20 protein-coding genes are annotated in these 20794 nt (G+C 67.6%); 7 read left to right on the top strand and 13 right to left on the bottom strand.

Annotated elements, in window-relative coordinates; genetic code table 11:
• Window positions 1-20 precede the first annotated feature (20 nt).
• The gene (locus tag BLU38_RS15055) at window positions 21-1409 is read left to right on the top strand and encodes an IS30 family transposase (RefSeq protein ID WP_091518609.1); all 1389 of its coding nucleotides are present in this window, start codon (window positions 21-23) and stop codon (window positions 1407-1409) included.
• Window positions 1410-1455: 46 nt separating this feature from the next.
• On the opposite strand, the gene BLU38_RS15050 is transcribed toward BLU38_RS15055, so the two are convergent.
• On the bottom strand, window positions 1456-2190 hold the full coding sequence (locus BLU38_RS15050; protein ID WP_091526053.1) for a MerR family transcriptional regulator: 735 nt from the start codon (window positions 2188-2190) through the stop codon (window positions 1456-1458).
• 81 nt (window positions 2191-2271) lie between these two features.
• Between BLU38_RS15050 and BLU38_RS15045 the strand changes: the two genes are divergently transcribed.
• Window positions 2272-2946: a DUF3159 domain-containing protein gene (locus BLU38_RS15045; RefSeq protein ID WP_091526051.1), complete on the top strand. Its 675-nt coding sequence runs from the start codon at window positions 2272-2274 to the stop codon at window positions 2944-2946.
• Window positions 2947-2960: 14 nt separating this feature from the next.
• Window positions 2961-4829, top strand: a complete 1869-nt coding sequence (locus BLU38_RS15040; RefSeq protein ID WP_197680129.1) for a S9 family peptidase — start codon at window positions 2961-2963, stop codon at window positions 4827-4829.
• 106 nt (window positions 4830-4935) lie between these two features.
• On the opposite strand, the gene BLU38_RS15035 is transcribed toward BLU38_RS15040, so the two are convergent.
• A complete protein-coding gene (locus BLU38_RS15035; RefSeq protein ID WP_091526047.1) occupies window positions 4936-5541 on the bottom strand; it encodes a TetR/AcrR family transcriptional regulator in 606 nt (201 codons plus the stop codon).
• A gap of 89 nt (window positions 5542-5630) precedes the next feature.
• Between BLU38_RS15035 and BLU38_RS15030 the strand changes: the two genes are divergently transcribed.
• On the top strand, window positions 5631-7118 hold the full coding sequence (locus BLU38_RS15030) for an MFS transporter (protein WP_091532506.1): 1488 nt from the start codon (window positions 5631-5633) through the stop codon (window positions 7116-7118).
• A gap of 86 nt (window positions 7119-7204) precedes the next feature.
• Here BLU38_RS15030 and BLU38_RS15025 read toward each other — a convergent pair whose 3' ends face one another.
• From BLU38_RS15025 to BLU38_RS15015, 3 genes are all read right to left on the bottom strand, one after another.
• Window positions 7205-8092, bottom strand: a complete 888-nt coding sequence (locus BLU38_RS15025; protein WP_091526045.1) for an NAD-dependent epimerase/dehydratase family protein — start codon at window positions 8090-8092, stop codon at window positions 7205-7207.
• Window positions 8092-10362, bottom strand: coding sequence for a glycoside hydrolase family 3 C-terminal domain-containing protein (locus BLU38_RS15020; protein ID WP_091526043.1), 2271 nt, complete (start codon window positions 10360-10362; stop codon window positions 8092-8094). Before BLU38_RS15020 ends, BLU38_RS15025 begins: the two co-directional genes overlap by 1 nt.
• Before the next feature lie 70 nt (window positions 10363-10432).
• A complete protein-coding gene (locus tag BLU38_RS15015; protein ID WP_091526041.1) occupies window positions 10433-11026 on the bottom strand; it encodes an alpha-ketoglutarate-dependent dioxygenase AlkB family protein in 594 nt (197 codons plus the stop codon).
• Between the two features lie 78 nt (window positions 11027-11104).
• Between BLU38_RS15015 and BLU38_RS15010 the strand changes: the two genes are divergently transcribed.
• Complete coding sequence (locus BLU38_RS15010) at window positions 11105-12691, top strand: molybdopterin-dependent oxidoreductase (protein ID WP_231920359.1); 1587 nt, start codon at window positions 11105-11107, stop codon at window positions 12689-12691.
• Here BLU38_RS15010 and BLU38_RS15005 read toward each other — a convergent pair.
• Together BLU38_RS15005 and BLU38_RS15000 are read right to left on the bottom strand one after the other, a co-directional pair.
• Window positions 12672-13739 carry a hypothetical protein gene (locus BLU38_RS15005; protein WP_157683479.1) on the bottom strand — a complete coding sequence of 356 codons (1068 nt, stop codon included), beginning with the start codon at window positions 13737-13739 and terminating at the stop codon, window positions 12672-12674. The genes BLU38_RS15010 and BLU38_RS15005 overlap by 20 nt on opposite strands.
• A gap of 4 nt (window positions 13740-13743) precedes the next feature.
• A complete protein-coding gene (locus BLU38_RS15000; protein WP_231920358.1) occupies window positions 13744-14241 on the bottom strand; it encodes a MarR family winged helix-turn-helix transcriptional regulator in 498 nt (165 codons plus the stop codon).
• A 90-nt stretch (window positions 14242-14331) separates the two neighbouring features.
• Between BLU38_RS15000 and BLU38_RS14995 the strand changes: the two genes are divergently transcribed.
• Window positions 14332-15048 (top strand): VOC family protein, encoded by a 717-nt coding sequence (locus BLU38_RS14995; protein ID WP_091526034.1) that lies wholly within the window; start codon window positions 14332-14334, stop codon window positions 15046-15048.
• A gap of 12 nt (window positions 15049-15060) precedes the next feature.
• Here BLU38_RS14995 and BLU38_RS14990 read toward each other — a convergent pair whose 3' ends face one another.
• The gene (locus BLU38_RS14990) at window positions 15061-15993 is read right to left on the bottom strand and encodes a phosphotransferase (protein WP_231920357.1); all 933 of its coding nucleotides are present in this window, start codon (window positions 15991-15993) and stop codon (window positions 15061-15063) included.
• 31 nt (window positions 15994-16024) lie between these two features.
• Entirely contained in the window at window positions 16025-16930 is a 906-nt protein-coding gene (locus BLU38_RS14985) for an aminoglycoside phosphotransferase family protein (RefSeq protein WP_091532502.1), read from the bottom strand.
• Between the two features lie 73 nt (window positions 16931-17003).
• Here BLU38_RS14985 and BLU38_RS14980 point away from each other — a divergent pair, with 73 nt between their 5' ends.
• Window positions 17004-17519 carry a pyridoxamine 5'-phosphate oxidase family protein gene (locus BLU38_RS14980; protein WP_091532500.1) on the top strand — a complete coding sequence of 172 codons (516 nt, stop codon included), beginning with the start codon at window positions 17004-17006 and terminating at the stop codon, window positions 17517-17519.
• Window positions 17520-17540: 21 nt separating this feature from the next.
• Here the strand turns inward: BLU38_RS14980 and BLU38_RS14975 are convergent, their stop codons facing one another.
• Genes BLU38_RS14975 through BLU38_RS14960 form a run of 4 tightly spaced genes read right to left on the bottom strand, consistent with a single transcriptional unit; the run spans window position 17541 to window position 20755 of the window.
• Window positions 17541-18329, bottom strand: a complete 789-nt coding sequence (locus BLU38_RS14975) for an enoyl-CoA hydratase/isomerase family protein (RefSeq protein ID WP_091526030.1) — start codon at window positions 18327-18329, stop codon at window positions 17541-17543.
• Between the two features lie 2 nt (window positions 18330-18331).
• Window positions 18332-18757: a hydroxyphenylacetyl-CoA thioesterase PaaI gene (paaI, locus tag BLU38_RS14970; protein WP_231920356.1), complete on the bottom strand. Its 426-nt coding sequence runs from the start codon at window positions 18755-18757 to the stop codon at window positions 18332-18334.
• Window positions 18751-19581 (bottom strand): 3-hydroxyacyl-CoA dehydrogenase family protein, encoded by an 831-nt coding sequence (locus tag BLU38_RS14965; protein ID WP_091526028.1) that lies wholly within the window; start codon window positions 19579-19581, stop codon window positions 18751-18753. Before BLU38_RS14965 ends, paaI begins: the two co-directional genes overlap by 7 nt.
• 7 nt (window positions 19582-19588) lie before the next feature.
• Window positions 19589-20755 (bottom strand): thiolase family protein, encoded by a 1167-nt coding sequence (locus tag BLU38_RS14960; protein ID WP_091526026.1) that lies wholly within the window; start codon window positions 20753-20755, stop codon window positions 19589-19591.
• Between the last annotated feature and the right edge of the window lie 39 nt (window positions 20756-20794).

The following is a 20794-nucleotide window of genomic DNA, read 5'->3' as shown; positions in this document are numbered from 1 at the left end:
TCCAGAGGAAGGTGTTGCATATGGCGGCGAGGTTCATGCCGACCGAGGAGTTCTGGGCTGCGTTGCGATCGGGCGCTTCGATCCTGGTCGCGTCCCGCGCGGTCGGGGTGTCGCCGGTGTGTGGTTATCGATGGCTGGCCGACGCAGGTGGTTGGGCAGGCCTGGGGCTGCCGGCCCCGGGGCATGGCCGTCTGGAGGCTTCGGTATCAGCGCGGTTGCGGCCGCTGTTTTGGGCCGAGCTCCGCAAGGGTGCGGGCGTCCGGGCTGCAGCCGCCGCGGCGGGCGTGTCTGATGTCACCGGCTATCGCTGGTTCCAGCAGGCTGGCGGTGTGCGTCCACCGACGGTGAATCCCGAGGTCGAGGCCCAGATCACGCCCGGCCATGGCATGGTGACCTTCACCGAGCGGTGTCGGGTCGAGGACCTGTTGAACCTTCACTACAAACCGAGCCGGATCGCTGACCTGTTGGGGAGACCGCGGTCCACGATCACCCGTGAGATCGCCCGCGGCACCGACCAGGTCGATGGATCCTATCGGGCCCGCATCGGCCAATCGAAGGTCGAGCAGCGCCGGCACCGGGCCGGCGCCCGGCCCCGGCTGGTGCCTGGCACTCGCTTGTTCGACGAAGTCGTGGAACGGTTGGTTGCCAAACACAGTCCGGAGCAGATCTCGCAGCGGCTGCGGCTGGACTTTCCCGCCGACCCGGAGATGCGTGTGTCCCACGAGACGATCTACCAGGCCCTCTACGTTCGCCCCAAGGGCGAGCTGGCACGAGAGGTCGAGCAACGGTTGGGCGAGGCCAAAGCACTACGCACCGGCCGCGTCCAACGCCGACACCAGGGGCGGCAATTGCGGCCAAAGTTGAAAGACATGTCCTCGATCCACGACCGCCCGGCCGAGGCCGACGATCGGCTGATGCCCGGCCACTGGGAAGGCGACCTGATCATCGGCGCCCACGGCAAGTCCGCAATCGGCACCCTGGTCGAGCGCACCACCCGATTCGTACTGTTGCTACACCTGCCCGACGACCACACCGCCCAGACCGTGGCCAAGGCGATGACGGCCAAGATCACCGAACTACCCGAACAGCTCAAACGGTCCTTGACCTGGGACCAGGGCAGCGAGATGGCCCTCCACACCAAGATCACCGCCGAGACCGGGATTCCGGTCTACTTCTGCGATCCACACTCACCCTGGCAACGTGGCACCAACGAGAACACCAACGGGCTCCTGCGGCAGTACTTCCCCAAAGGCGCCGACCTGTCCTTCTACGGGCCCGGGCTCCTCGACCAGGTCGCCGCCGAACTCAACACCCGACCCCGCAAAACACTGGAGTGGGCCACCCCAGCCGAAGCACTCCAACGACTACTCTCAAACGACGACGACCAATCTGTTGCATCGACAGCTTGAATCCGCCGCGGGGTTGGGCGCAGTGCTGTTACGTTCTTCGCCCTCGTTACTCGACCGAGCGATCATCACGCCTGAGTAGGGCGTTGAGCCGCACGAGTACGTCAAGCTGCGCGGGTCGGTAAAGCTCCTTGAGCGCAATACCGATAGCCGCGCGTGCAAGCGGCCGTTGGCGGCCCGGAGCGAAAACGGGATCAGCCAGTTCTGGATGATCGGCATAGAGCTGGCGGACCACGTCGGCCAGCCTCGTGGCCAGATCGGATCTGCTCGTGGGTGTCGACGATTCGTCAAGGTCTACGAACTCTGAGAGTGCTGCGTTCTCGGGCCTCGTTTCGAGCAGGCTGTTCCACGACGACAGGGTGTCGGCGTGCAGCAGCCGGGATAGCACCGTCATGAAGTCCTTGTCGGCACTTGGGGGTAGGAACACGCTTCGGGCGGCAGATTCCTCCGCGTCAAGCTCTTCTCTGATCCCGGCCCTGATTGTTTCCAGGCGCAGGATCGCACGTTCTGCTTCATCATCCAGGTGACGAAGCTTGTCCCGGTACTCGAGGGAGGCTTTCTCAGTGTCATCGACGAGACGCATCGAGCGAATTTCGCTCAGCGGTGCCCCGAAATCCACGAGCCGCCGAATGCGCAGCAGTTGGGTGAGGTGGCTGACGCCATAGTCCTTGTATCCGTTGGCTCCGCGGGGTGGTTCAGCCAGCACGCCGATCTCGTGATAGTGCCGCACAGTACGCAACGTCGTGCCAGCAAGGTCAGCGATCTGTTGCGTGCTCCATCCCATCAGTGACACTCCTGAATGCACGGTCGACTTGACTATGCCGTAACGGCATGACCTTTCCTCGGTCTCAACACCTTACGACCGATGGAGAAACTGATGAGTTCCACTCTGAAAGACCACCGCGACCACCGCGTGCTCGACCAGCTGGGTGGCCCGCTTGGCCTGATGTATTCCGTCGTGCCGGTGATCGTGTTCGTTGTCGCCGACGTCTTCCTGCCCCTCCCCTTGACGATCGGAGTATCGCTCGCGGCCGGCGTCGCGCTGTTCGTGATTCGTTTGGCGCGCCGAGAGCGGGTCGTCTCTGCGATCGGCAGCCTGGCGGGCGTTGCGGTGGCTGCCGGGATCGTGGCGTGGACGGGTTCCTCCCGTGACTTTTTCGTGCTGGGGATCTGGGGCTCGCTGGCCGGTTTCGTGCTGACGGCGGTGTCCGTGCTGGTGCGACGACCGGTGACTGGCGTCATCTGGAATGCCGTTCACGGCGGACGACATGCCTGGCGTACAGATCGCGGCGTGTTGCGGGCTCACGACCTCGCCACCGGTGCCGTGGCGCTGGTGTTCGGCGCCCGCTTCGTGATTCAACAGTGGCTTTATCTGGAGGAGAACACCGGTGGCCTGGGTATCGCGCATCTCGTGTTGGGCACGCCACTGACCGTTCTCGCCGTGGCCGCCGTGGTGTGGGCCATCCGCCGCAGCGCCGTACGCATGACGACTGCCGCCACTCCCGCCTCGACCAGTGACCTCAAGGGAACAGCCTCATGACCTCATCTGACCTGATGCCGATCAACGATTTGCTGCGCCATCCCGGGCGCACGGGTATCACGATCTCTCCGGACGGCACGCGCATCGCCTTCTTGGCACCCTGGCGTAATCGGCTGAACGTGTGGATCCAGGACCTCGACGGCAACTCAGCACCGCGGTGCGTCACCGCCGACGACACCCGCACGGTGTCTCGCTATCAGTGGACCGCGGACCCGCGATGGCTGCTCTATCAGCAGGATGGCGGCGGCGACGAGAACTGGCACGTGTTCCGCATCGATCTTGAGAACCCGGATGCTCCGGTCGTCGACCTCACCCCTTTCCCTGGTGCCACCGCCCAGCGGGTCGAGCTGCGACCAGGTCGCCCGGGCCGCGCCGTTCTCCAGCTCAATGCTCGTGACCCGGCAGAGTTCGACCTCTACGAGCTCGACATCGAGTCCGGTGCGCTGGCAGTGCTTGCGGAAAGCCCCGGGGCGGGGGCAACATCGATGATCGCCGGAGACACTGTGTTCACACAGACCCTGCATGCCGACGGGACATGGGAGCTGTGGCGGGGCAGCGATCGGATCGCCGCCTTCGACGGTGACGCGTATCCGATCGGTGTGTACCCGTTCGAGGCGACGCCGGACGGCACCGGAATCTGGTTCGGTTCCTACCGCGGCACGGACCAGATGCATCTGGGCCGGCTCGACCTGCGAACGGGAGTCGAGACCGAGGTCGACCGGCACCCCTCCTACGATCTGGACACCCGGGGGCAGGTCTTCACTAGCCTGCCCTCCCCGCTCATCCGCCACCGGCGAACCGGGGAGCTCCTGGGCGTGCGGTATCAAGGAATGCGGATGGTCGTGCACGCGCACGATCCGCACTTCGCCGAGGTCCTCACCGAGCTGCGTTCTCTTTGCGATGGCGATCTCGGCACGATCTCCAGTGATGTGGAAGGGCGTCGCTGGATCGTGTCGTTCCTCCATGATCGCGATCCGCAGACCTGGCTCTACGACCACGAGACAGGAGAGAGCCTGCTGCTGGCACGGACGACAGAGCATCTCGACCCGGACCTGCTGGTGCCGGTGAAAGACATCGTCATCCACGCCCGAGACGGTCGCTCTGTGCCGGCCTACCTCACATTGCCCCGTGGCGCATCGAACTCGGAGCGGCTGCCGATGATCCTGATGCCACACGGCGGCCCTTGGACCCGGGACTGGTGGGGCTTCGACCCGACGGTTCAGCTATGGGCAAATCGCGGGTACGCGGTATTGCAGCCGCAGTTCCGTGGCTCCGCCGGATTCGGGCGAGAACATATGGAGGCGGCGGTCGGCGAGTTCGCCGGGCGGATGCACGACGATCTGATCGACGCCGTGGAGTGGGCGATCAACAGCGGCCACGCCGATCCCGAACGCATCGGACTGTTCGGCGGCTCCTACGGCGGCTACGCCGCATTGGTCGGGATCGCGTTCACTCCGACCACGTTCGCGGCTGCGGTGGAGTACGTCGGCGTGTCGGACCTCGCCGACTTCATCCGCTCGGTGCCCGAGTATGCCAAGACCGGTCTGACGAACAACTGGCTCCGTTATGTGGGCGACCCATCGGACCCAGAGCAGGAAGCTGACATGCTCGCCCGTTCGCCGATCAGCCGGGTGGACGAGATCCGCAGCCCGTTGATGGTCGTCCAAGGGGCCAATGACATCCGTGCCCGGCGGACACATTCGGACTCGATTGTTGGGAAGCTACGACAGCGTGGAGTAGAGGTCGACTACTTGGTGTTCGACGACGAAGGACACTTCATCGTCAACCCAGAGAACCTGCTGACCATGTTCTGTGCAGCGGAACAGTTCTTCGCCACCCACCTCGGTGGTGCCGCCGCGCTGGAGGACAGTGCCGCCGGTTGAGTGCCGTGGAACGCGCCCGCCTCGATCGGTCGACCCGATCGAGGTGGGCGCGAGGCGTCCGGTTGGTCGTGACGTCAAGATCACCATCGCGGCGCCGATGTTGGCTTCAGGTGAGTTTCGCTGCCGCGACATTGCCGAGCGCTGTGAGATAGGCGTCGAGTAGGGGGCGCAGCTTCGAGCCGGGTGTGCGGGCCCATTCCTGCCAGGCGAGGTCCACGGCTGCGACCCCGGCGGCGGCGGCGGCGCGTGCGGTGCGGTCGTTGTCGAGCCGCCCGCGCAGCACGTCGGTAACAGCCGACTGATCGATACTGCGCTGGGAGGCCAACTGGCCCTTGAGTGCGGGCACGTCGGTGATCATGCGGATGCGCGCCCTCAGCGGGTCTCCACGCGTCTCGGCGGTGTCGATCATCGATTGGGTAGCTGTGCGGATGATCGCCCACACGGTCGTGCCGGGCTCGGCCGCATCGGCGACCTCGGCGACACGCTGCGCGAAGGTGCCAGCGCGCGCGGCGGAGCCGTGTGCAGCGGAGACAACCGCATCCTCCTTCGAGGTGAAGTAGCGGAAGAAGGTCGCGCGCGAGACGCCGATGCCACGGGCAATCTCGTCGGTCGTCACCTCGTCGAAGCCGTGCTCGGCACAAAAACTGGCCGCGGCATCCGCTAACTCGGCACGCAGGATCTCGCGGCTGCGATCGCGCACATCGTTAGGCATGACCTAAAGTCTATTAGATGATACGGTTTCTACTGATTGAGACTGTGTCTCACCATGACGATGAACAGATCGGAGCGGGTGAACGACCGATGAACCACACCCAGGTCCCGGGTGCTCCGAGGGCCACAACCGACAGCCACGGCACGCACGAAACCGAAAGCGCCCACCGCAGGCGCCAACACCGCTCGTGGGAGATCCTTGCTGTGCTGGCCTTCGCGGGTCTCGGTGCGTCGTTCATGCAGACCATCCTCATTCCGATCCAGGGCGAGCTGCCGAAGCTGCTGCACACCACGCGTGACAACACCGCATGGGCGATCACCACGACCCTCGTGGCTGCTGCGGTCTGCACGCCCGTCGCCGGACGGCTCGGCGACATGTTCGGCAAACGGCGCGTTGCCATGGCGCTCCTCCTACTGCAGGCGTTGGGCGCAGTTCTCGCCGCCCTCTCAGATGATGTGGTGACCATGATCATCGCGCGGATGCTGCAGGGCATGGCAGCTGGCGTCATCCCGTTGGGTATCTCGATCCTTCGCGACGTGCTGCCGCCGCAGAAGCTCGGCTCGGGTATCGCACTCGTCAGTGCCACCCTTGGCGTCGGCGGCGCGCTCGGCCTACCGCTCAGCGCGGTCGTCGCCGAGAATTTCGATTGGCATGTGCTGTTCTGGGTGGCGGCGGGGATTGCTGCGCTCGCGTTCATCGCCTATGCGGTCGTCGTGCCCCCGAGTAGCCAGCGTACGCGCGGACGCATCGACGTCGTCGGCATCATCGGGCTGGCACTCGGGCTCGTCGGCCTGCTCATCGCCGTCTCGCGTGGTGGTGAATGGGGGTGGGGGGATGCACGAACTCTGACCCTCCTGATCGGCGGCAGCGTCGTCCTGGTGATGTGGGGTGTGATCGAGTTGCATATGAAGGATCCACTCATCGACCTCCGGGTCAGCATGCGTGGACCCGTACTGCTCACCAATCTCGCCTCTGTCGCGTTGGGCTTCGCCCTGTTCGCATCGAATGTGGTGCTCCCGCAGCTACTTGCGCTGCCGCGAGCGACCGGCATTGGTCTGGGGCTGACGCTCACGGTCGCCGCACTCATCCTCGCACCATCAGGCCTGGCGATGATGGCCGTCTCGCCCCTCGCAGGCAGGGTCGAGCGGCGCTGGAGCGCTAAGTCGCTGCTCATCATCGGCGCTGCAGTCCTCGCGCTCGCCTACGGGCTTGCGTTGATCTTCCACGCTGACGCATGGCAGATCCTCGTCGTCAACATCGTGCTCGGCGTAGGAGTCGGCCTCGGCTACGCCGCGATGCCGGCACTCATCATGCAGGCTGTGCCGGCGCACGAGACCGGGGCGGCAAACGGCCTCAACGCACTCATGCGCTCACTCGGCACGACGATTGCCTCAGCCGTCACCGGCGCGATCCTCGCGCACTCCGTCACGACAGTCAACGGCGTGACCGGACCAAGCGAGGGTAGCTTCCTGCTCACGCTGATGCTCGGACTCGGCGCAGCGATCGTCAGCATGATCATCGCGGTATTCATCCCGCACCAACGCGCAGGCCAGGAAAACACGAACGATCGCTCCTGACCCGACAGCCCACCGTTGCGCGTCGACAACGCCGCCGGTGCACCCGTTCGGTGCCGCGCCGCAGGTGCGAATCGGTTGTGCCAGGCTCAGTCCAGCGACCGGGGCGTGACGTCGACCGGGTGCTCGGCGCGGAATCCGAGCAGCGTCCGGGCCCGGGTGAGATCGATCGGCACCTCCCGACCGACGAAGGTCCGGGTCCGCAGGATGCCGGGCGCGTAGCGGTCCAGCACCTGCTCGGTCGGATACGGCAGCAACGTGTCGTCGGCAGTGACGTAGACAGGGACGACGCCGGTGGTCTCGGCGACCAACGCCTTCTCCACCGCCAGCGCGGCGTCGCGGACATCCAGATACGACCAGGCCTCGACAACGGCACCGGACGGATCGTCGGCCAACGATTCCGCACGCCGGGCCACTTGCTCGGCCGGGACCGTGAACGGGAATCGCAGCGCGACCACATCGATACCGGTCCGCCGATGGACGGTGCCCGCGGTGACCTCGTCGACCACCTTGCTCAACGCGTACGGGTCGGTGAGCTGGGACGGCATCGCTTCGTCCACAGGGAAGTACGACGGGCGGGCGGTCGGATCGCTGTTGAACGGCAGCCCGGTGTGGTTGATGCTGCTGGCGATCACGGCCCGCCCGATCCCCCGCTCCGCTGCCTGCCAGAGCACGTTGAAGGTCGACTGCACGTTGGTCCCGAAGACCTTCGGCGCCGGGTTGCCGATCGGGTGCGGGATCGCGGCCAGGTGCACCACCAGTTCGATGCCGTCCAGGGCGTCGGCGACCACCTCGGGATCGGTGGTGTCACCGTACAGGGCCTGCACCATCGGCGGCGACTCATGATCATCCGTGGCAGCCAACGACAGCCCGGTGATCTTGGCACCCAGGGCCGACAATCGGCGGCAGACAGCACTGCCGATGTTGCCTTCGGCGCCGGTGACCAGGATCGATCGGCCGTCCAACGGGTGACTCATCACTCTGCCTCCATCTCGGTGAGGAAACGGTCCAGGTCGGCTGGTCCGAAGCCCGCGAACCCGAAGCCGGCGATGGTCGAGACCGGCATCTGCTCGACCATCTTGATCATGGTCGGCTCCGCGTGTTGCAGGATGGTCGCCACCTTCGGTTGTCGTTGCAGTACCGCACGGGCCGCCGGGTCGGCGAGCCACTCGGCCAGGGTCGCTTCGCGATTGATCGGGACCGCCACGCGTGGCGCCTCGATCGTGATCACCGTACTCGCCGCATGATCACGAGAAGATGAACCGACGGTGATCTCGAAGTCCCCGGACTCGACCAGCCAGCGGTCGAACCTGGTGGACCAGAAGGCGAACGCACGCTCGTCGAGTCGCAGTTCGACGGTGCCGGACTCCCCGGGGTCCAGAGCGATCTTGTCGAAGGCCTTCAGCTCCCGCAGCGGCCGAGGCACCGCGCTCTGCCGGTCACCCACATAGACCTGGACCACTTCGGCGCCCGCCCGGTCGCCGGTGTTGGTGACCGTCACGGCAACCGTGACCGCCAGGTCACCGTCGGCGATGCTGCCCGTGGTCGACACCTCGAGGCCGTCGATGGCGAAGGTGGTGTAGGACAGCCCGTGACCGAACGGGTAGCTGACCGCGAGCTCGGACTTGTCGTAGCCCCGGTAGCCGATGAAGACTCCCTCGCCGTAGCGGACCGTCCCGTCCCCGCCGGGGAAGTTGAGGTAGGACGAGTTGTCCTGCAGTCGGATCGGCAGGGTTTCGGCGAGCTTGCCGCTCGGGTTCGCGACGCCGAAGATCAGGTCCGCGACCGCGCCGCCGGCGGCCTGGCCGGACAGCCAGCATTCCATGATCGTGGCGGCATGGCGTTGCCAGCTCGCCACCTCGACGACGGACCCGCCCGCGATCAGCACCGCGATCCGATCGGTCTGCTCGGCCAGCTGCGCCAGCAGCTCGGTCTGGTTGGCCGGCAGGTCGATGTCGGTCCGGTCGAATCCTTCCGATTCGGCCGCGTCCGGCAAGCCGACGAAGGCCAGCACGACGTCGGCGCTCTGCGCCATCCGGACGGCTTCGTCACGAAGATCCGGATCGACGGTCGGTTCGTCCAGCCGGTAGCCGGGCGCGTAGTCGATGGTGATCGCGTCGCCGGCCAGCGCCCGCAGTTCCTCCAGCGGGATGTCGACCCGGGTCGGGTTGACCTGGGAGGAACCGGCCCCCTGGTAGCGCGGTGTCCGGGCCAGCTCACCGACCACCAGGACCCGGGTGGTTGCGGCGGGATCCAGCGGCAGCAGGTTGCCGTCGTTCTTCAACAGCACAGCCGATTCCCGGGCTGCGACCCGGGCGAACGCGTGCTGCTCGGCCTGGTCGACGGTGTGCTCGTCCTGCCGCGCCGGACGGGACTTGGCAACCAGATCCAGCACCCGCCGTACGGTCCGGTCGAGCAGCTTCTCGTCCAGCGTCCCGGCGCGGACCGCTTCGACGACGGCGACGTCGCTGTGTCCCAGCACCGGCGGCATCTCCAGATCGAGTCCGGCGGCCAGCGAGGCGACCCGATCATGGACCGCACCCCAGTCCGAGACCACCAGCCCGTCGAATCCCCATTCGTCGCGGAGGATCTCGGTGAGCAGCTGATGGTGTTCGGAACCGTAGCTGCCGTTGATCTTGTTGTAGGCGCACATCACGGTCCACGGCCGGGCGGTCTTCACCACCTTTTCGAAGGCCGGCAGGTAGATCTCCCGCAACGTCCGCTGATCGACTTCGGCGTCGACCCGCATCCGGTCGGTCTCCTGGTTGTTCGCCGCGAAGTGCTTCAGCGACGTCCCGATGCCCTGGCTCTGCACGCCCTGGACCAGCGCGGTCGCCAACTCACCGGCAAGATACGGGTCTTCCGACAGGTACTCGAAGTTGCGTCCACACAACGGGGACCGCTTCATGTTGACGCCCGGGCCGAGCAGCACCGACACCTGCCAGCGAAGGCATTCCCGGGCGACGGCCTCGCCGACCTGCCGCAGCAGCGTGCGATTCCAGGAGGAGGCCAGGCCGGCGGCGGTCGGGAAGCAGGTGGCCGGAACGCTGTCGCCGAGTCCGACGTTGTCGGTCTGCTGTTCGAACTGCGCCCGCAGTCCGTGCGGGCCGTCGGAGACCATGATCGACTCGACGCCGAGTCGCTCGATCGGCGCGGTGTGCCAGATGTCCGAGCCAAGGCTCAGCGAGGCCTTCTCCTCCAGGGTGAGCGCGGCCAGCACCGCATCGACATCCAGCTGATCGGACATGGATCCTCCCTGATCCCCGGCGACGGTCCTGCTGGCCCGATGCTAGTGCTCGGCCGACGTGCGTCACCGATCAGGTCGCGAACTGTCGGAAGGTGAGATTCATCCGCTGCCCGACCGGACGCATGGTCTTGGGCACCGCGTGTCGGTAGTCCGACTGTGATTCACCGGACATGATCAACAAGTCACCGGCGCCCAACTCGAGCTCCCAGCGTTCGCCGCTGTCCTGGTGCCGCAGCACGAACCGTCGCCGGTCGCCGAGACTGATCGACGCGATCGTCGGCCGCCGGCCGAGCTCCGGCTCGTCGTCGCTGTGGTAGGAGATCGAGTCGTGACCGTCGCGATAGAGGTTGGCCAGGCAGGAGTTGAAGGTCGCACCGGCTTCGACCTGCACCTGCTGCTGCAGTGCGGTCAGCGCGGCCGGGGTCGGTCGGGGTTCGTTGCGGACACCGGAGTAGACGTACTGCGAGGTCCCCATCCAACAGGTCAGCCGGGGGATCGGGATCGTCCGACCGGCGATGGTGATGTCGTTGCGTTCCCAGTCGATCACCTCCACCAGCTCGGCGAAGATCCGCCGGTGATCTGCGACCCAACCGGGGAGATATCGCACACAGCTCGGCAGCGCCCGGTCCAACGCCGCCCGGCCCCTCTGCTGCCCGCTGGTCATGGGACCACGGTAGGCCGCAACGATTACAGTTCTCTGACGGCCCTTCCCTGGACCGAGACCGGGGAGCAGGATGAATTGGTGACCGCCGTACGCACCCCCACCCTGCCGCCGACCCCGGACGTGGCGCCGGCACCGCATCGCGGGTCGGGCCTGGCCTGGTGGTCCGGGATCGTTGCCGGACTGGTCGGGCTGTCGGTGACCGAGCTGCTGGCCTGGCTGGTGTCACCGCTGGGGTCGCCGTTGTCGGCGGTCGGCGAGTTGGTGATCGACATCGCACCTGCCGGAGTGATCAACTTCGGCAAGGAGGTGCTCGGATTCGCCGACAAACCGATCCTGCTGGCCGTGGTCGGAGTGGTCGCCCTGCTGGTCGCCGGTGCGTCCGGTCGACTGGAGTACGCCCGCCGCAGCGCGGGCTTGATCGGCCCCGTCCTGCTGACGGCGTTCTCCGTGATCGCGATCGGCCGGCAACCCGACGTCACCGGCACTGCCTATGTGCCGGTGGTCATCGGACTGGCCGTCGCCTACCTCGTGCTACGGCCGTTGGTCAATCGCCTTCGGCTGTGGGATTCCCCTGCTGGGCTTGACGATTCGGGTCGACCGGTGGGCCGTCGAGGATTCCTGGTGCTGACCGGGACACTGGCCGCCGGCGCCGTTGTGGTCGGCGCCGCCAGCCGCGGTTTCTCGCACGGCAAGTCGATGGCGTTGCAGGCCCGTTCCAAGATCAAACTTCCGATCCCGCAACGGACCGCGCCGGCCGTCCCGGCCGGTGCCGATCTGCAGGTCCCCGGCATCACCCCGTACGTGACCGCCAACGACGGCTTCTACCGGATCGACACCGCCCTGCAGGTGCCCGTGGTCGATCCGGCGGACTGGTCGCTGACGATCACCGGGATGGTCGACCGGCCGATCACGATCAGCTGGGATCAGCTGCTGTCGCTGCCGCTGTCGGAGTTCTACGTGACGCTGACCTGCGTCTCCAACGAGGTGGGCGGAAACCTGGCCGGTAACGCGCGCTGGCTCGGCTACCCGATCCGGGAACTGCTGGAGCGGGCCGGGGTCAAGGCCGGCGCGGACATGGTGCTGTCCCGCAGCGTCGACGGCTTCACCGCCGGTTCACCGTTGTCGGCGCTGACCGACCCGGACCGGGATGCGATCGTCGCGATCGGGATGAACGGACAGCCGCTGCCTGCCGAGCACGGCTTCCCGGCCCGGCTGGTGGTGCCCGGTCTGTACGGCTACGTGTCGGCGACCAAGTGGGTCACCGAACTCAAGGTCACCAGCTACGCCGCCGACCATGGCTACTGGACCCCGCTCGGGTGGTCGGCCTACGGTCCGATCAAGCTCGCCTCCCGGATCGACACCCCGACCGGGAGCACGCAGGCCGGCCCGGTCGCCGTCGGTGGCGTGGCGTGGGCGCAGCACACCGGAGTCGAACGGGTCGAGTTGCGGATCGACGACGGTCCGTGGCAGCGGGCCAAGCTCGGCGATGCGGTCAGTGACGACACCTGGCGGCAGTGGAGCTATCGCTGGGATGCCGATCCCGGTGCTCATCGGCTGACGGTCCGGGCAACCGATAAGAAGGGGATGACGCAGACCGCGGCGACGGCAGCACCGGCTCCGGACGGCGCGACCGGCTGGCACACGGTCAACGTCCAGGTGCACTGACCGGCTGCCAGCCGAGGTCCGGGCCGTCGGCCGACTCGACGGATCGCCAGTGTTCCGCCGGACCGGCGAGCTGCAGCAGGTCGGCCAGCCACCAGGTCTGGTCGGGATCCCAGCCGGCCAACACGGTGGCATGACCGTCGACCACCGGCAGCGCCCGCAGCGCCGTACTCAGGTAGCCGGCAACCGTCAGGTGGATCGCGTCCCAGTCCGCGGCAACCGCAACGTAGTCGGGGATCAGCCAGCCGCCGTCGCGCCCGGTCGCGCGATACCAGTCGTGCCGCCGGGAGGCGCTGACGTCCAGCGGGTAGCGCCGGACCAGCTCGGTCCACGCCTGCGGACAGTCGATCTCATACACCCGGGGCGATCCGGTGACCGCCAGCGGCCGGACCAGGGCATCGCACTGGCCGAAGCTGTCCTCCTCCCAGACCAGCTTGATCGAGCCGAGCCCGTCCAATGTGCGGGTGCTGGTCGGGATCGGGTTGCGGCCGCTCGGCGATGACCACCAGACCCCGCTGTACGGCGCCGTCGGATCGTCCGGCAACTCCAGCTGATCGCGGTGGTTGCCGATCACCGCCGACCGTCGCCAGTCCCGGACCAAGTCGGCGGCGCCGGCCAGACCGGGCGGTTCCGGCGGATGCGCGTCGTCGTACTTGCTGGTGTGTCGCAGGGTCGAGAGATCGATCGGCGACTGCCACCAGCCGGCCGCCGGCGAGGCCAGGATCGCCTCGCCGATCGGCAGCAGAGCCTCGATCACGGCCGGGTCGGCGGCGACGACGTCCTCGGCCTCCGGCTCCTGCCAGGCCATCGCGAAGTCGACGGCATGCGCCACCGGTCCGATGAACACCAGCGGGTCGGTCCAGCCGCGGACGGCGGCCACGTCCAGCCGGTCGAGCACCCGGCCCAGCTCGTCGACCTTGGTCCGGTCCTCGGGCCGGAAGCCGGCGCCCATCCACGCAGCGGCGACCGACTCGTCGATGACTTCCGCGGTCGCCAGACAGAGACTGCGTCCGCGCGGCGCGGCGACCAGTTCCTGCGCTGTCAAGGACATCAGTTCATTGTGCATCGGGGCGTGCGTCGATGTGCCGATCGGGTGCATCATCACGGAGTTCGGTGATGGCGCGGTGGTAGGCCTCGGTGGCCCGCGCGAAGTAGTCGAACAGGGTCGCGAGCTGCTCCTCGGTGTAGGTCGCGAACAGCTCGCCGACCTCGCGGCGGGCCGGGTCGACAGCGGTGTCGACGTCCTCGGTGCCGGGACCGACCGGTTCCACCATGATCTTGCGCCGGTCCGCCGGATCGATCACCCGTCGGAGGTGACCGGTCTTCTCCAGGCGGTCGATCAGGCGGGTCGTGGCGCCGGTGGTCAGACCGGTACGGCGGGCCAGCGCCCCGGAGGTCATCGAGCCGCCGAGCGCGAGCAGGTTCATCGCGTACAGGTCGGTTGCGCCGAGCCCGACCGCGTTGGCGCTGGCCTGCCCGTGCAACACGACCGCGCTCAGATAACGCCGATAGACGTCGTGGGCGTCTGCGGGCATCCCGTTCGGTCTTGACATGCGCGAAGTACCTTCCCTAATCTAATAGCTGCACGTATGCAACTATTGTCTTGATGCAGCTAACTATACGACAAACCTCCGAGGAGCATCATGTCCACCATCGTCGGCCGCTTCATCCGGCACGAACTTCGCACCGTCGATCCGGCCACCGCAATCGCCTTCTACGAGGGCCTGTTCGGCTGGACCACCGAGCCCTACCCGATGGGCCGGATCATCCGCGCCGGCGCAACCGTGATCGGCGGGATCAGTGAGGTCAAGCCGGGACTCGGCGGCCATTGGACGCCGTACATCGGCGCCGCCGACGTGGACGCCGTCGCCACGGCCGCGGCGCAGGCCGGTGGCATCGTCACCACCGGTGAGCCTGCCGATGTGCCGGGTCTCGGGCGGCTCGCACCGATCTTGGATCGGGACATGTCGATCTTCTGCTCGTTCGCGCCGCTGGAGCCGTCGGAGCCTGCGACGAGCGGCTTCGTGTGGGATCGGCTGCGCACTCCCGATGTTGCCGCGGCTGCCGACTTCTACGCCGGCACGGTCGGCTGGCAGGCCACCGTGGCACCGGACGGTGCAGCGGCCGTCTTCGACGCGACCGACGGCACCCGGGTGGCGGAGGCGCTGGCTGTTGCCGACGGCGAACCCACCGGCTGGCTGCCGTTCGTGGGCGTCGCGGATCTGGAGACCGCCCGCGGCACCGCGACCCGGCTCGGCGGCACCGCGACCGAGTCGGCCGCGATCGCCGGCGTCGGTTCGTACGCCGTCGTCACCGATCCCGAGGGCGCGACGCTCGCCGTGTTCGAGCCTGAGCACTGACTGCCGGACGACTCAGGTGAGCAGCGACTGCAGCTCCGGGAGCCGGTCGAACATGATCGGCAGGCCGCGGACGCCGTCGGCCACGACCTGGTGCGACAGCGCGAGGTCGGGTCCGGTGCCTGCCTCGACACCGGCGAGGCAGCGCAGGATGTTCCACCGGGTGTGGCCGAGCCAGCCGCCGATCAAGAAGACGAACCAGCTCGGCCCGGGTGGTGGCAGCGCGCCACCGGCGGCGACGTAGCCGTCCAGGACGGTTCGGAAGACGGTCGGCTCGATGCTGTCCAGACCGGGTCCCTTCGCCAGGCTCAGCGCGGTCGACCCGAGCTCTCCGGACAGATCGAGCAGTCCGGAGAGCTCCCAGTCCAGCAGCACCGGACGGCCGTCGCGGGCCAGCAGGTTCCACGGCTGGATGTCCTTGTGGGTCAGCACGACCGGACCCGGCCGCACGCAGCCGGCGACCAGGTCGGCGATCGCCAGAAAGGTGTCCAGCCGGGCGGCGAGTTCGGCTGCCCACGGCTGCCCGCTCGCTGCGGCTCGTTCGGCGAGTTCGGGCCAGTCCCGCGGAGTCGGCTCCTCGATGAGCGGGTGCGGCCAGTCGACGTCGAGCGCGTGGATCCGAGCGAGGATCTCGCCGATCTCGAACGCGTACGCCGGCGAGACCGGCGCCACGGGCATCGTCTCGCCGTCGACCCAGCGATGGACGAGGATGTCGTCGTCGGCCAGCACCGGTTCCGGCATCGGGATGCCGGCCGCGAACGCGGCCCGTTCGAACCGGAACACGTCCTGGAGGTGGTAGGTCTCGCGGCGGTCGAGGAGGTTCATTTCCTTCACCGCAAAGGATCCCTGATCGGTGTCGAGCCGATGGAGTCGGTTGGCGAATCCGCCGCTGACCCGGACCATCGGCCGGACCGGGGTGCCGAGCTGCGAGAGATTCGTCCGATGCACGCCGCCCTGCTTCGATGGCGGACTGCCGGAGTCACTCATGGTCGTCCCAGGCCTCGACGATGCGGTCCAGGGTGCGCCGGCCCCACCGACTCATCGTCGGGTTGGACTCGAGGTAGTACCAGACCAGACCCATCGCCTGCTGGAACGCCCATTCCATCCCGCGCCGCCACTGAAGATCACCGGATCCGAGCCCGCGACGGAGGATCTCGCGCTGCGGCGCCGCCAGCAGATGCCAGGCCGCCACCAGATCCAGGGCCGGGTCTGCCGGGCCGAAGCCGCCGCAGTCCAGCACCCCGACAAGACGACCGTTGTCGATGAGCAGATTGGGCGGGATGAGATCGCGATGACACATCGCGTCGGCGTCGACCTCGGGCAGCGCGCGAAGGTCGGCCCAGATCCGCCGCAGCAGTGGCACGTCGAGCAGCTCTTCGCTGTTGTCGAAACACACCTCCAGCCAGTCGTCGTGATTCGGTAGGTGCCCGCCACGACCGATACCGGCGAAGCGCCGACCCCGTGTGTCCAGGGCGCGCATCCCGGCGATCAGTTCGACCAGGTCGTCGGCGAACGCGTCCGACTCCGCAGGGTCCTCGACCGTCGCATCGTGGCCGGACAACCAGGTCTGCACAGCCCATGGCAGCGGATAGTCCGGGCCCGGTTCGCCGATCACCACCGGCTCCGGGATCGGTACGCCGATGGCCGGGGCCAGTTCCAGCGAGGCGTCCGCCTCGGACATCAGGATCGTACGGGTCTGCGCAGGATCGTCGCCGACCAGCGGGAACCGGGCAGCCAGGTCGGTGCCGACGCGGAAGATCGCGTTCACCGTCCCCGGTGTCTCCAGTTGGCTGATCGGCAAACCACGCCACTGCGGAAACTGTGCATCGAGCAGACCCCGGACGATGCCCGGGTCGACATGAAGCTGGTCGGCGTGCATCGTCATGGCCGCCATTCTCACCGCAGCATCCGCGGATCCTCTCCTGATTTTCTGCCCGCTGTGCTGCGATCCTGGGGCGATGCCACTGACCAACCCCTGGCTCGCCGGTCCCGCGCCGGATCGAGAACTCCCACGTGATCGACTCGAGGAACGCATCCTCAACCTGCTCTCCACCCAGAACATGGCCGTGATCGCGACCGTCAACGCCGACGGCTCACCCGCGGCGACACCGGTGCGGTACTACAGCCTCGGCTTCGAGATCTTCTACACCAGTTGGAACGCGTCGCCGAAGTCGCGCAACCTCCGCCGCGATCCTCGCGTCTCCGCGGCTGTCTTCGCTCCCCTGGTCGGACAGGCCAGCAGTCGTGGCGCCCAGCTCTTCGGGACTGCGCGCACGATCGAGCGGGATCATCCCGACGCGGATCGTTACTGGGAGGCGTTCCGGTGGCAGTCCGAATACGCCGAACGCGGCCGTCCACTCGATCAGCCGCCGGCCGATCCGTTGACGATCATCGCCCCGCACCGGATCCTTTACACCGAACACTGGCTTCGTCGGGACGGATTCGCACCCCGGCAGACCTGGCGGCCGGCATGACCGAGCATTGTCTTGCGGTGTTCAGCGGCCGTTGAACGTCGGTTGCTCGCGGGCCAGGAAGGAGCGGACGGCGTTGTGATGATCTTCGGTCTCGCCGCAGCGGTTCTGGGCGGTTGATTCGGCGGCCAACGCCTGGGCGAGGGTGCCGTCCAGGCCGGCGGTGAGCAGGCGTTTGGACTCGGCGTAGGCGACGGTGGGGCCGGCGGCGAGTTGCTCGGCGAGCCGGGCCGCGGTCTCGGTGACGGCCGACGATGCGACGATCTCGCCGGTTATCCCCCAGCCGACGGCCTCGGCGGGGGTGAAGGTGCGGCCGAGCAGTACCAGTTCGCGTGCGCGGGCTTCGCCGACGGATCGCGGCAGGGTGGCCGACAGTCCGGAGTCGCAGGTCAGGCCGACGCCGGAGAAGGCGGTGCCGAGGGTGGCGTCCTCGGCGAAGATCCGTAGATCGCAGGACAGCGCGAAGCCGAGTCCGGCGCCGACGCAGGTCCCGTTGACCGCGGCGATGACCGGCTTGGCCATCCCGGACAGCAGTTCGACGATCGGGCCGTAATGCTCGGCGACCGTGCTGAACACCGAAGCGTGCGCGGACTGCAGCAGCTCGGCGTGCTCGGCCAGGTCCTGCCCGACGCAGAATCCCTTGCCCTCCCCGGTCAGCACCACGCAGCGGATCTCATGATCATCGGCGACAGTTCGGAGTGCGTCCAGCAGCGCGGTCTTCAGCTCCAGGGTCATCGCGTTGCGACGTTCCGGACGATTCAGCGTGACGGTGGCTACGGCTCCGGCACGTTCGATCCGTACGGCATCGGTCATGATCAACTCTCCTCGACGGGGCGTTGCAGCGAACGGCTGCGACCGCGGAACAGGGCGATCACCGTATCGCCACGGGTGACGGTGACGTCGTAGATCCCGGATCGACCACGCCGTACGCGCTCGTGGGCTTCGGCGGTCAGCCGATCACCCAGGTAGGCCGGTTCCAGGAAGTCGATCTCGAATCCGGAGGCGACGGTCACGGTGCCGTGGCTGTTGCAGGCCAGGGCGAAGGTGCTGTCGGCGAGACTGGCGATCAGCCCGCCGTGGCAGACGTCCCAGCCGTTGACCATGTCGGCTCGGACCGCCATGCTGACCCGCGCCGTACCGGGCCCGACGTGTTCGAGCTGCATCCCGAGCGCCGCACTGGCCGCGTCACCGGCCCACATGACGCCGGCGGAGCGGGACGCATCGGCGGAATCGGTCACCACCGGTAGAACCCCTGCCCGGTCTTGCGTCCCAGCTCGCCGCGGGCGACCTTGTCGCGGAGCAGTTGCGGTGGACTGAATCGCTGCCCCAGTTGACGTTCCAGGTGTTCGGCGATCGCCAGCCGGACGTCCAGTCCTACGATGTCGGTGGTCCGCAGCGGGCCGGTCGGATGCCGATAGCCCAGTGTCATGGCGGCGTCGATGTCCTCGGCCGAGGCGACGCCGTCGGCGAGCATCCGGATCGCCTCCAGGGCGAGGGCGACGCCGAGCCTGCTGCTGGCGAAGCCGGGGGAATCGGTGACCGTGATGGCCTGCTTCCCCAGGGCTTCGACCAGCCCCCGGGCGCGGGTCATCAGATCATGATCGGTCCGGCTGCCGACGACGACCTCCACCAATTGGCTGACCGGCACCGGGTTGAAGAAGTGCAGTCCGATCAGTCGGGACGGATCGGTCAGCGCATCGGCGAGTTCGTCGATCGGCAACGCGCTGGTGTTGCTGGCGATCATCGCCGACGGGGTCTGTTCGGCGATCGTCGCCAGCACCGATCGCTTCAGCTCGGCGACCTCCGGAACGGCCTCGATCACCAGCGGCAGCCCGGCCAGATCGGACGGGGCGCTGCTGACCTCGACGGTCCCGCCGGCGGTCACTCCGGCCTTCTCCGCCGAGGTGGCCAAGACCTTCTCGATCCGTTGCCGGGCGGCGATCCCGGCCTGGTCGTCGGCCTCGATGATGACGACGTCGGCGCCGGCGACCGCGAAGGCCTGGGCGATGCCGGCCCCCATCCGACCACCGCCGTAAACACCGATCTTCCGCGGCAGAACGGTCATCGTCGGATCACACCCGCTCCAGCAACAGTGCTGCGCCCTGGCCGACGCCGACACACATCGTGGCCAGTCCACGATCGACGCGTTCGCGCTCCATCCGCCCCAGCAGGGTGACCGTGATCCGGGTACCGGAGCAGCCGAGCGGATGGCCGAGGGCGATCGCGCCGCCGTCCTTGTTGATCACTTCCGGATCCAGACCGAGATCACGGATGCAGGCCAAGGACTGCGAGGCGAACGCCTCGTTCAGCTCGATCGCTCCAAGATCATCTGTGGTCCATCCGGTCCGGGACAGCACCTTCCGGGTGGCCGGTACCGGACCGATTCCCATGATCGCCGGTGGCACGCCGACGCTCGCGCCGGCGACCACCCGTGCCCGCGGCGTCAGCCCGTGTCGTTCGGCGTAGCGGTCACTGATCATGATCACTGCGGCCGCGCCGTCGTTCAGGGCACTCGAGTTGCCGGCCGTGATCACTCCACCGGCAGCGTGGATCGGGCGCAGCGCGGCCAGCCGTTCGGCACTGGTGTCCGGTCGCGGGCCCTCGTCGTCGGTCACCTCACCGACCGGAATGATCTCCGCGGCGAAGCGGCCGTTCTTGATTGCGTCGACGGCCCGCTGGTGCGAGCGCAGCGCAAAGGCGTCCAGCTCCTCGCGGGTCAGCTGCCATTCGGCGGCAACGCGTTCTGCGGTCTGCGGCATCGTCAGCGTGGTGTCGGTGTCGAAGGCAGGGTTGGTGAATCGCCAACCGATCGAGGTGTCGAAGCTGGCACCGGGACGGGACCACGGCTTCGCCGGCTTCTCGGTGACCCAGGGTGCTCTGGTCATCGACTCCACCCCGCCGGCGATCACCAGGTCGGCGTCGCCGGCGATGATCATCTGCCGGGCCACGGTGATCGAGGTCAGTCCCGACGCGCAGAGCCGGTTGACGGTGAAGCCGGGGACGCTGTCCGGCAGTCCGGCCAGCAGACTTGCCATCCGCGCCACGTTGCGGTTGTCCTCACCGGCCTGGTTGGCAGCCCCCAGGATCACCTCGTCGACCTCGGCAGGCTCGATCGCGGTCCGCCGGATCAGGGCGCCGATCACCAACGCGGCAAGGTCGTCGGGCCGGTGGCCGGACAGGGCACCGCCGTAACGGCCGATCGGTGTCCGGACCCCGTCCAGGATGAACGCCTCGGTCATCGTCGTCCCCTTCTCATCGTGTCGGTCCGGTCGTTGTCG

It is taken from the genome of Microlunatus soli (assembly GCF_900105385.1).
GTDB classification, from domain to species: domain Bacteria; phylum Actinomycetota; class Actinomycetes; order Propionibacteriales; family Propionibacteriaceae; genus Microlunatus; species Microlunatus soli.
The sequence above is the reverse complement of the archived record's forward strand: the minus strand, read 5'-3'. Positions and strand labels throughout refer to the sequence as shown.

Bases quoted from the DNA above. Each gene is read 5' to 3' on its own strand.
- BLU38_RS15030 (WP_091532506.1), top strand. From the start codon at position 5,631: ATGAACCACACCCAGGTCCCGGGTGCTCCGAGGGCCACAACCGACAGC.
- BLU38_RS15020 (WP_091526043.1), bottom strand. From the start codon at position 10,362: ATGTCCGATCAGCTGGATGTCGATGCGGTGCTGGCCGCGCTCACCCTG.
- BLU38_RS15040 (WP_197680129.1), top strand. From the start codon at position 2,961: ATGCCGATCAACGATTTGCTGCGCCATCCCGGGCGCACGGGTATCACG.
- BLU38_RS15015 (WP_091526041.1), bottom strand. From the start codon at position 11,026: ATGACCAGCGGGCAGCAGAGGGGCCGGGCGGCGTTGGACCGGGCGCTG.
- BLU38_RS14980 (WP_091532500.1), top strand. From the start codon at position 17,004: ATGCCACTGACCAACCCCTGGCTCGCCGGTCCCGCGCCGGATCGAGAA.
- BLU38_RS15055 (WP_091518609.1), top strand. From the start codon at position 21: ATGGCGGCGAGGTTCATGCCGACCGAGGAGTTCTGGGCTGCGTTGCGA.
- BLU38_RS14985 (WP_091532502.1), bottom strand. From the start codon at position 16,930: ATGACGATGCACGCCGACCAGCTTCATGTCGACCCGGGCATCGTCCGG.
- BLU38_RS14995 (WP_091526034.1), top strand. From the start codon at position 14,332: ATGTCCACCATCGTCGGCCGCTTCATCCGGCACGAACTTCGCACCGTC.
- BLU38_RS15045 (WP_091526051.1), top strand. From the start codon at position 2,272: ATGGAGAAACTGATGAGTTCCACTCTGAAAGACCACCGCGACCACCGC.
- BLU38_RS14975 (WP_091526030.1), bottom strand. From the start codon at position 18,329: ATGACCGATGCCGTACGGATCGAACGTGCCGGAGCCGTAGCCACCGTC.
- BLU38_RS14965 (WP_091526028.1), bottom strand. From the start codon at position 19,581: ATGACCGTTCTGCCGCGGAAGATCGGTGTTTACGGCGGTGGTCGGATG.
- BLU38_RS14960 (WP_091526026.1), bottom strand. From the start codon at position 20,755: ATGACCGAGGCGTTCATCCTGGACGGGGTCCGGACACCGATCGGCCGT.
- BLU38_RS15005 (WP_157683479.1), bottom strand. From the start codon at position 13,739: ATGTCCTTGACAGCGCAGGAACTGGTCGCCGCGCCGCGCGGACGCAGT.
- BLU38_RS15035 (WP_091526047.1), bottom strand. From the start codon at position 5,541: ATGCCTAACGATGTGCGCGATCGCAGCCGCGAGATCCTGCGTGCCGAG.
- BLU38_RS15050 (WP_091526053.1), bottom strand. From the start codon at position 2,190: ATGGGATGGAGCACGCAACAGATCGCTGACCTTGCTGGCACGACGTTG.
- BLU38_RS15025 (WP_091526045.1), bottom strand. From the start codon at position 8,092: ATGAGTCACCCGTTGGACGGCCGATCGATCCTGGTCACCGGCGCCGAA.
- BLU38_RS15000 (WP_231920358.1), bottom strand. From the start codon at position 14,241: ATGTCAAGACCGAACGGGATGCCCGCAGACGCCCACGACGTCTATCGG.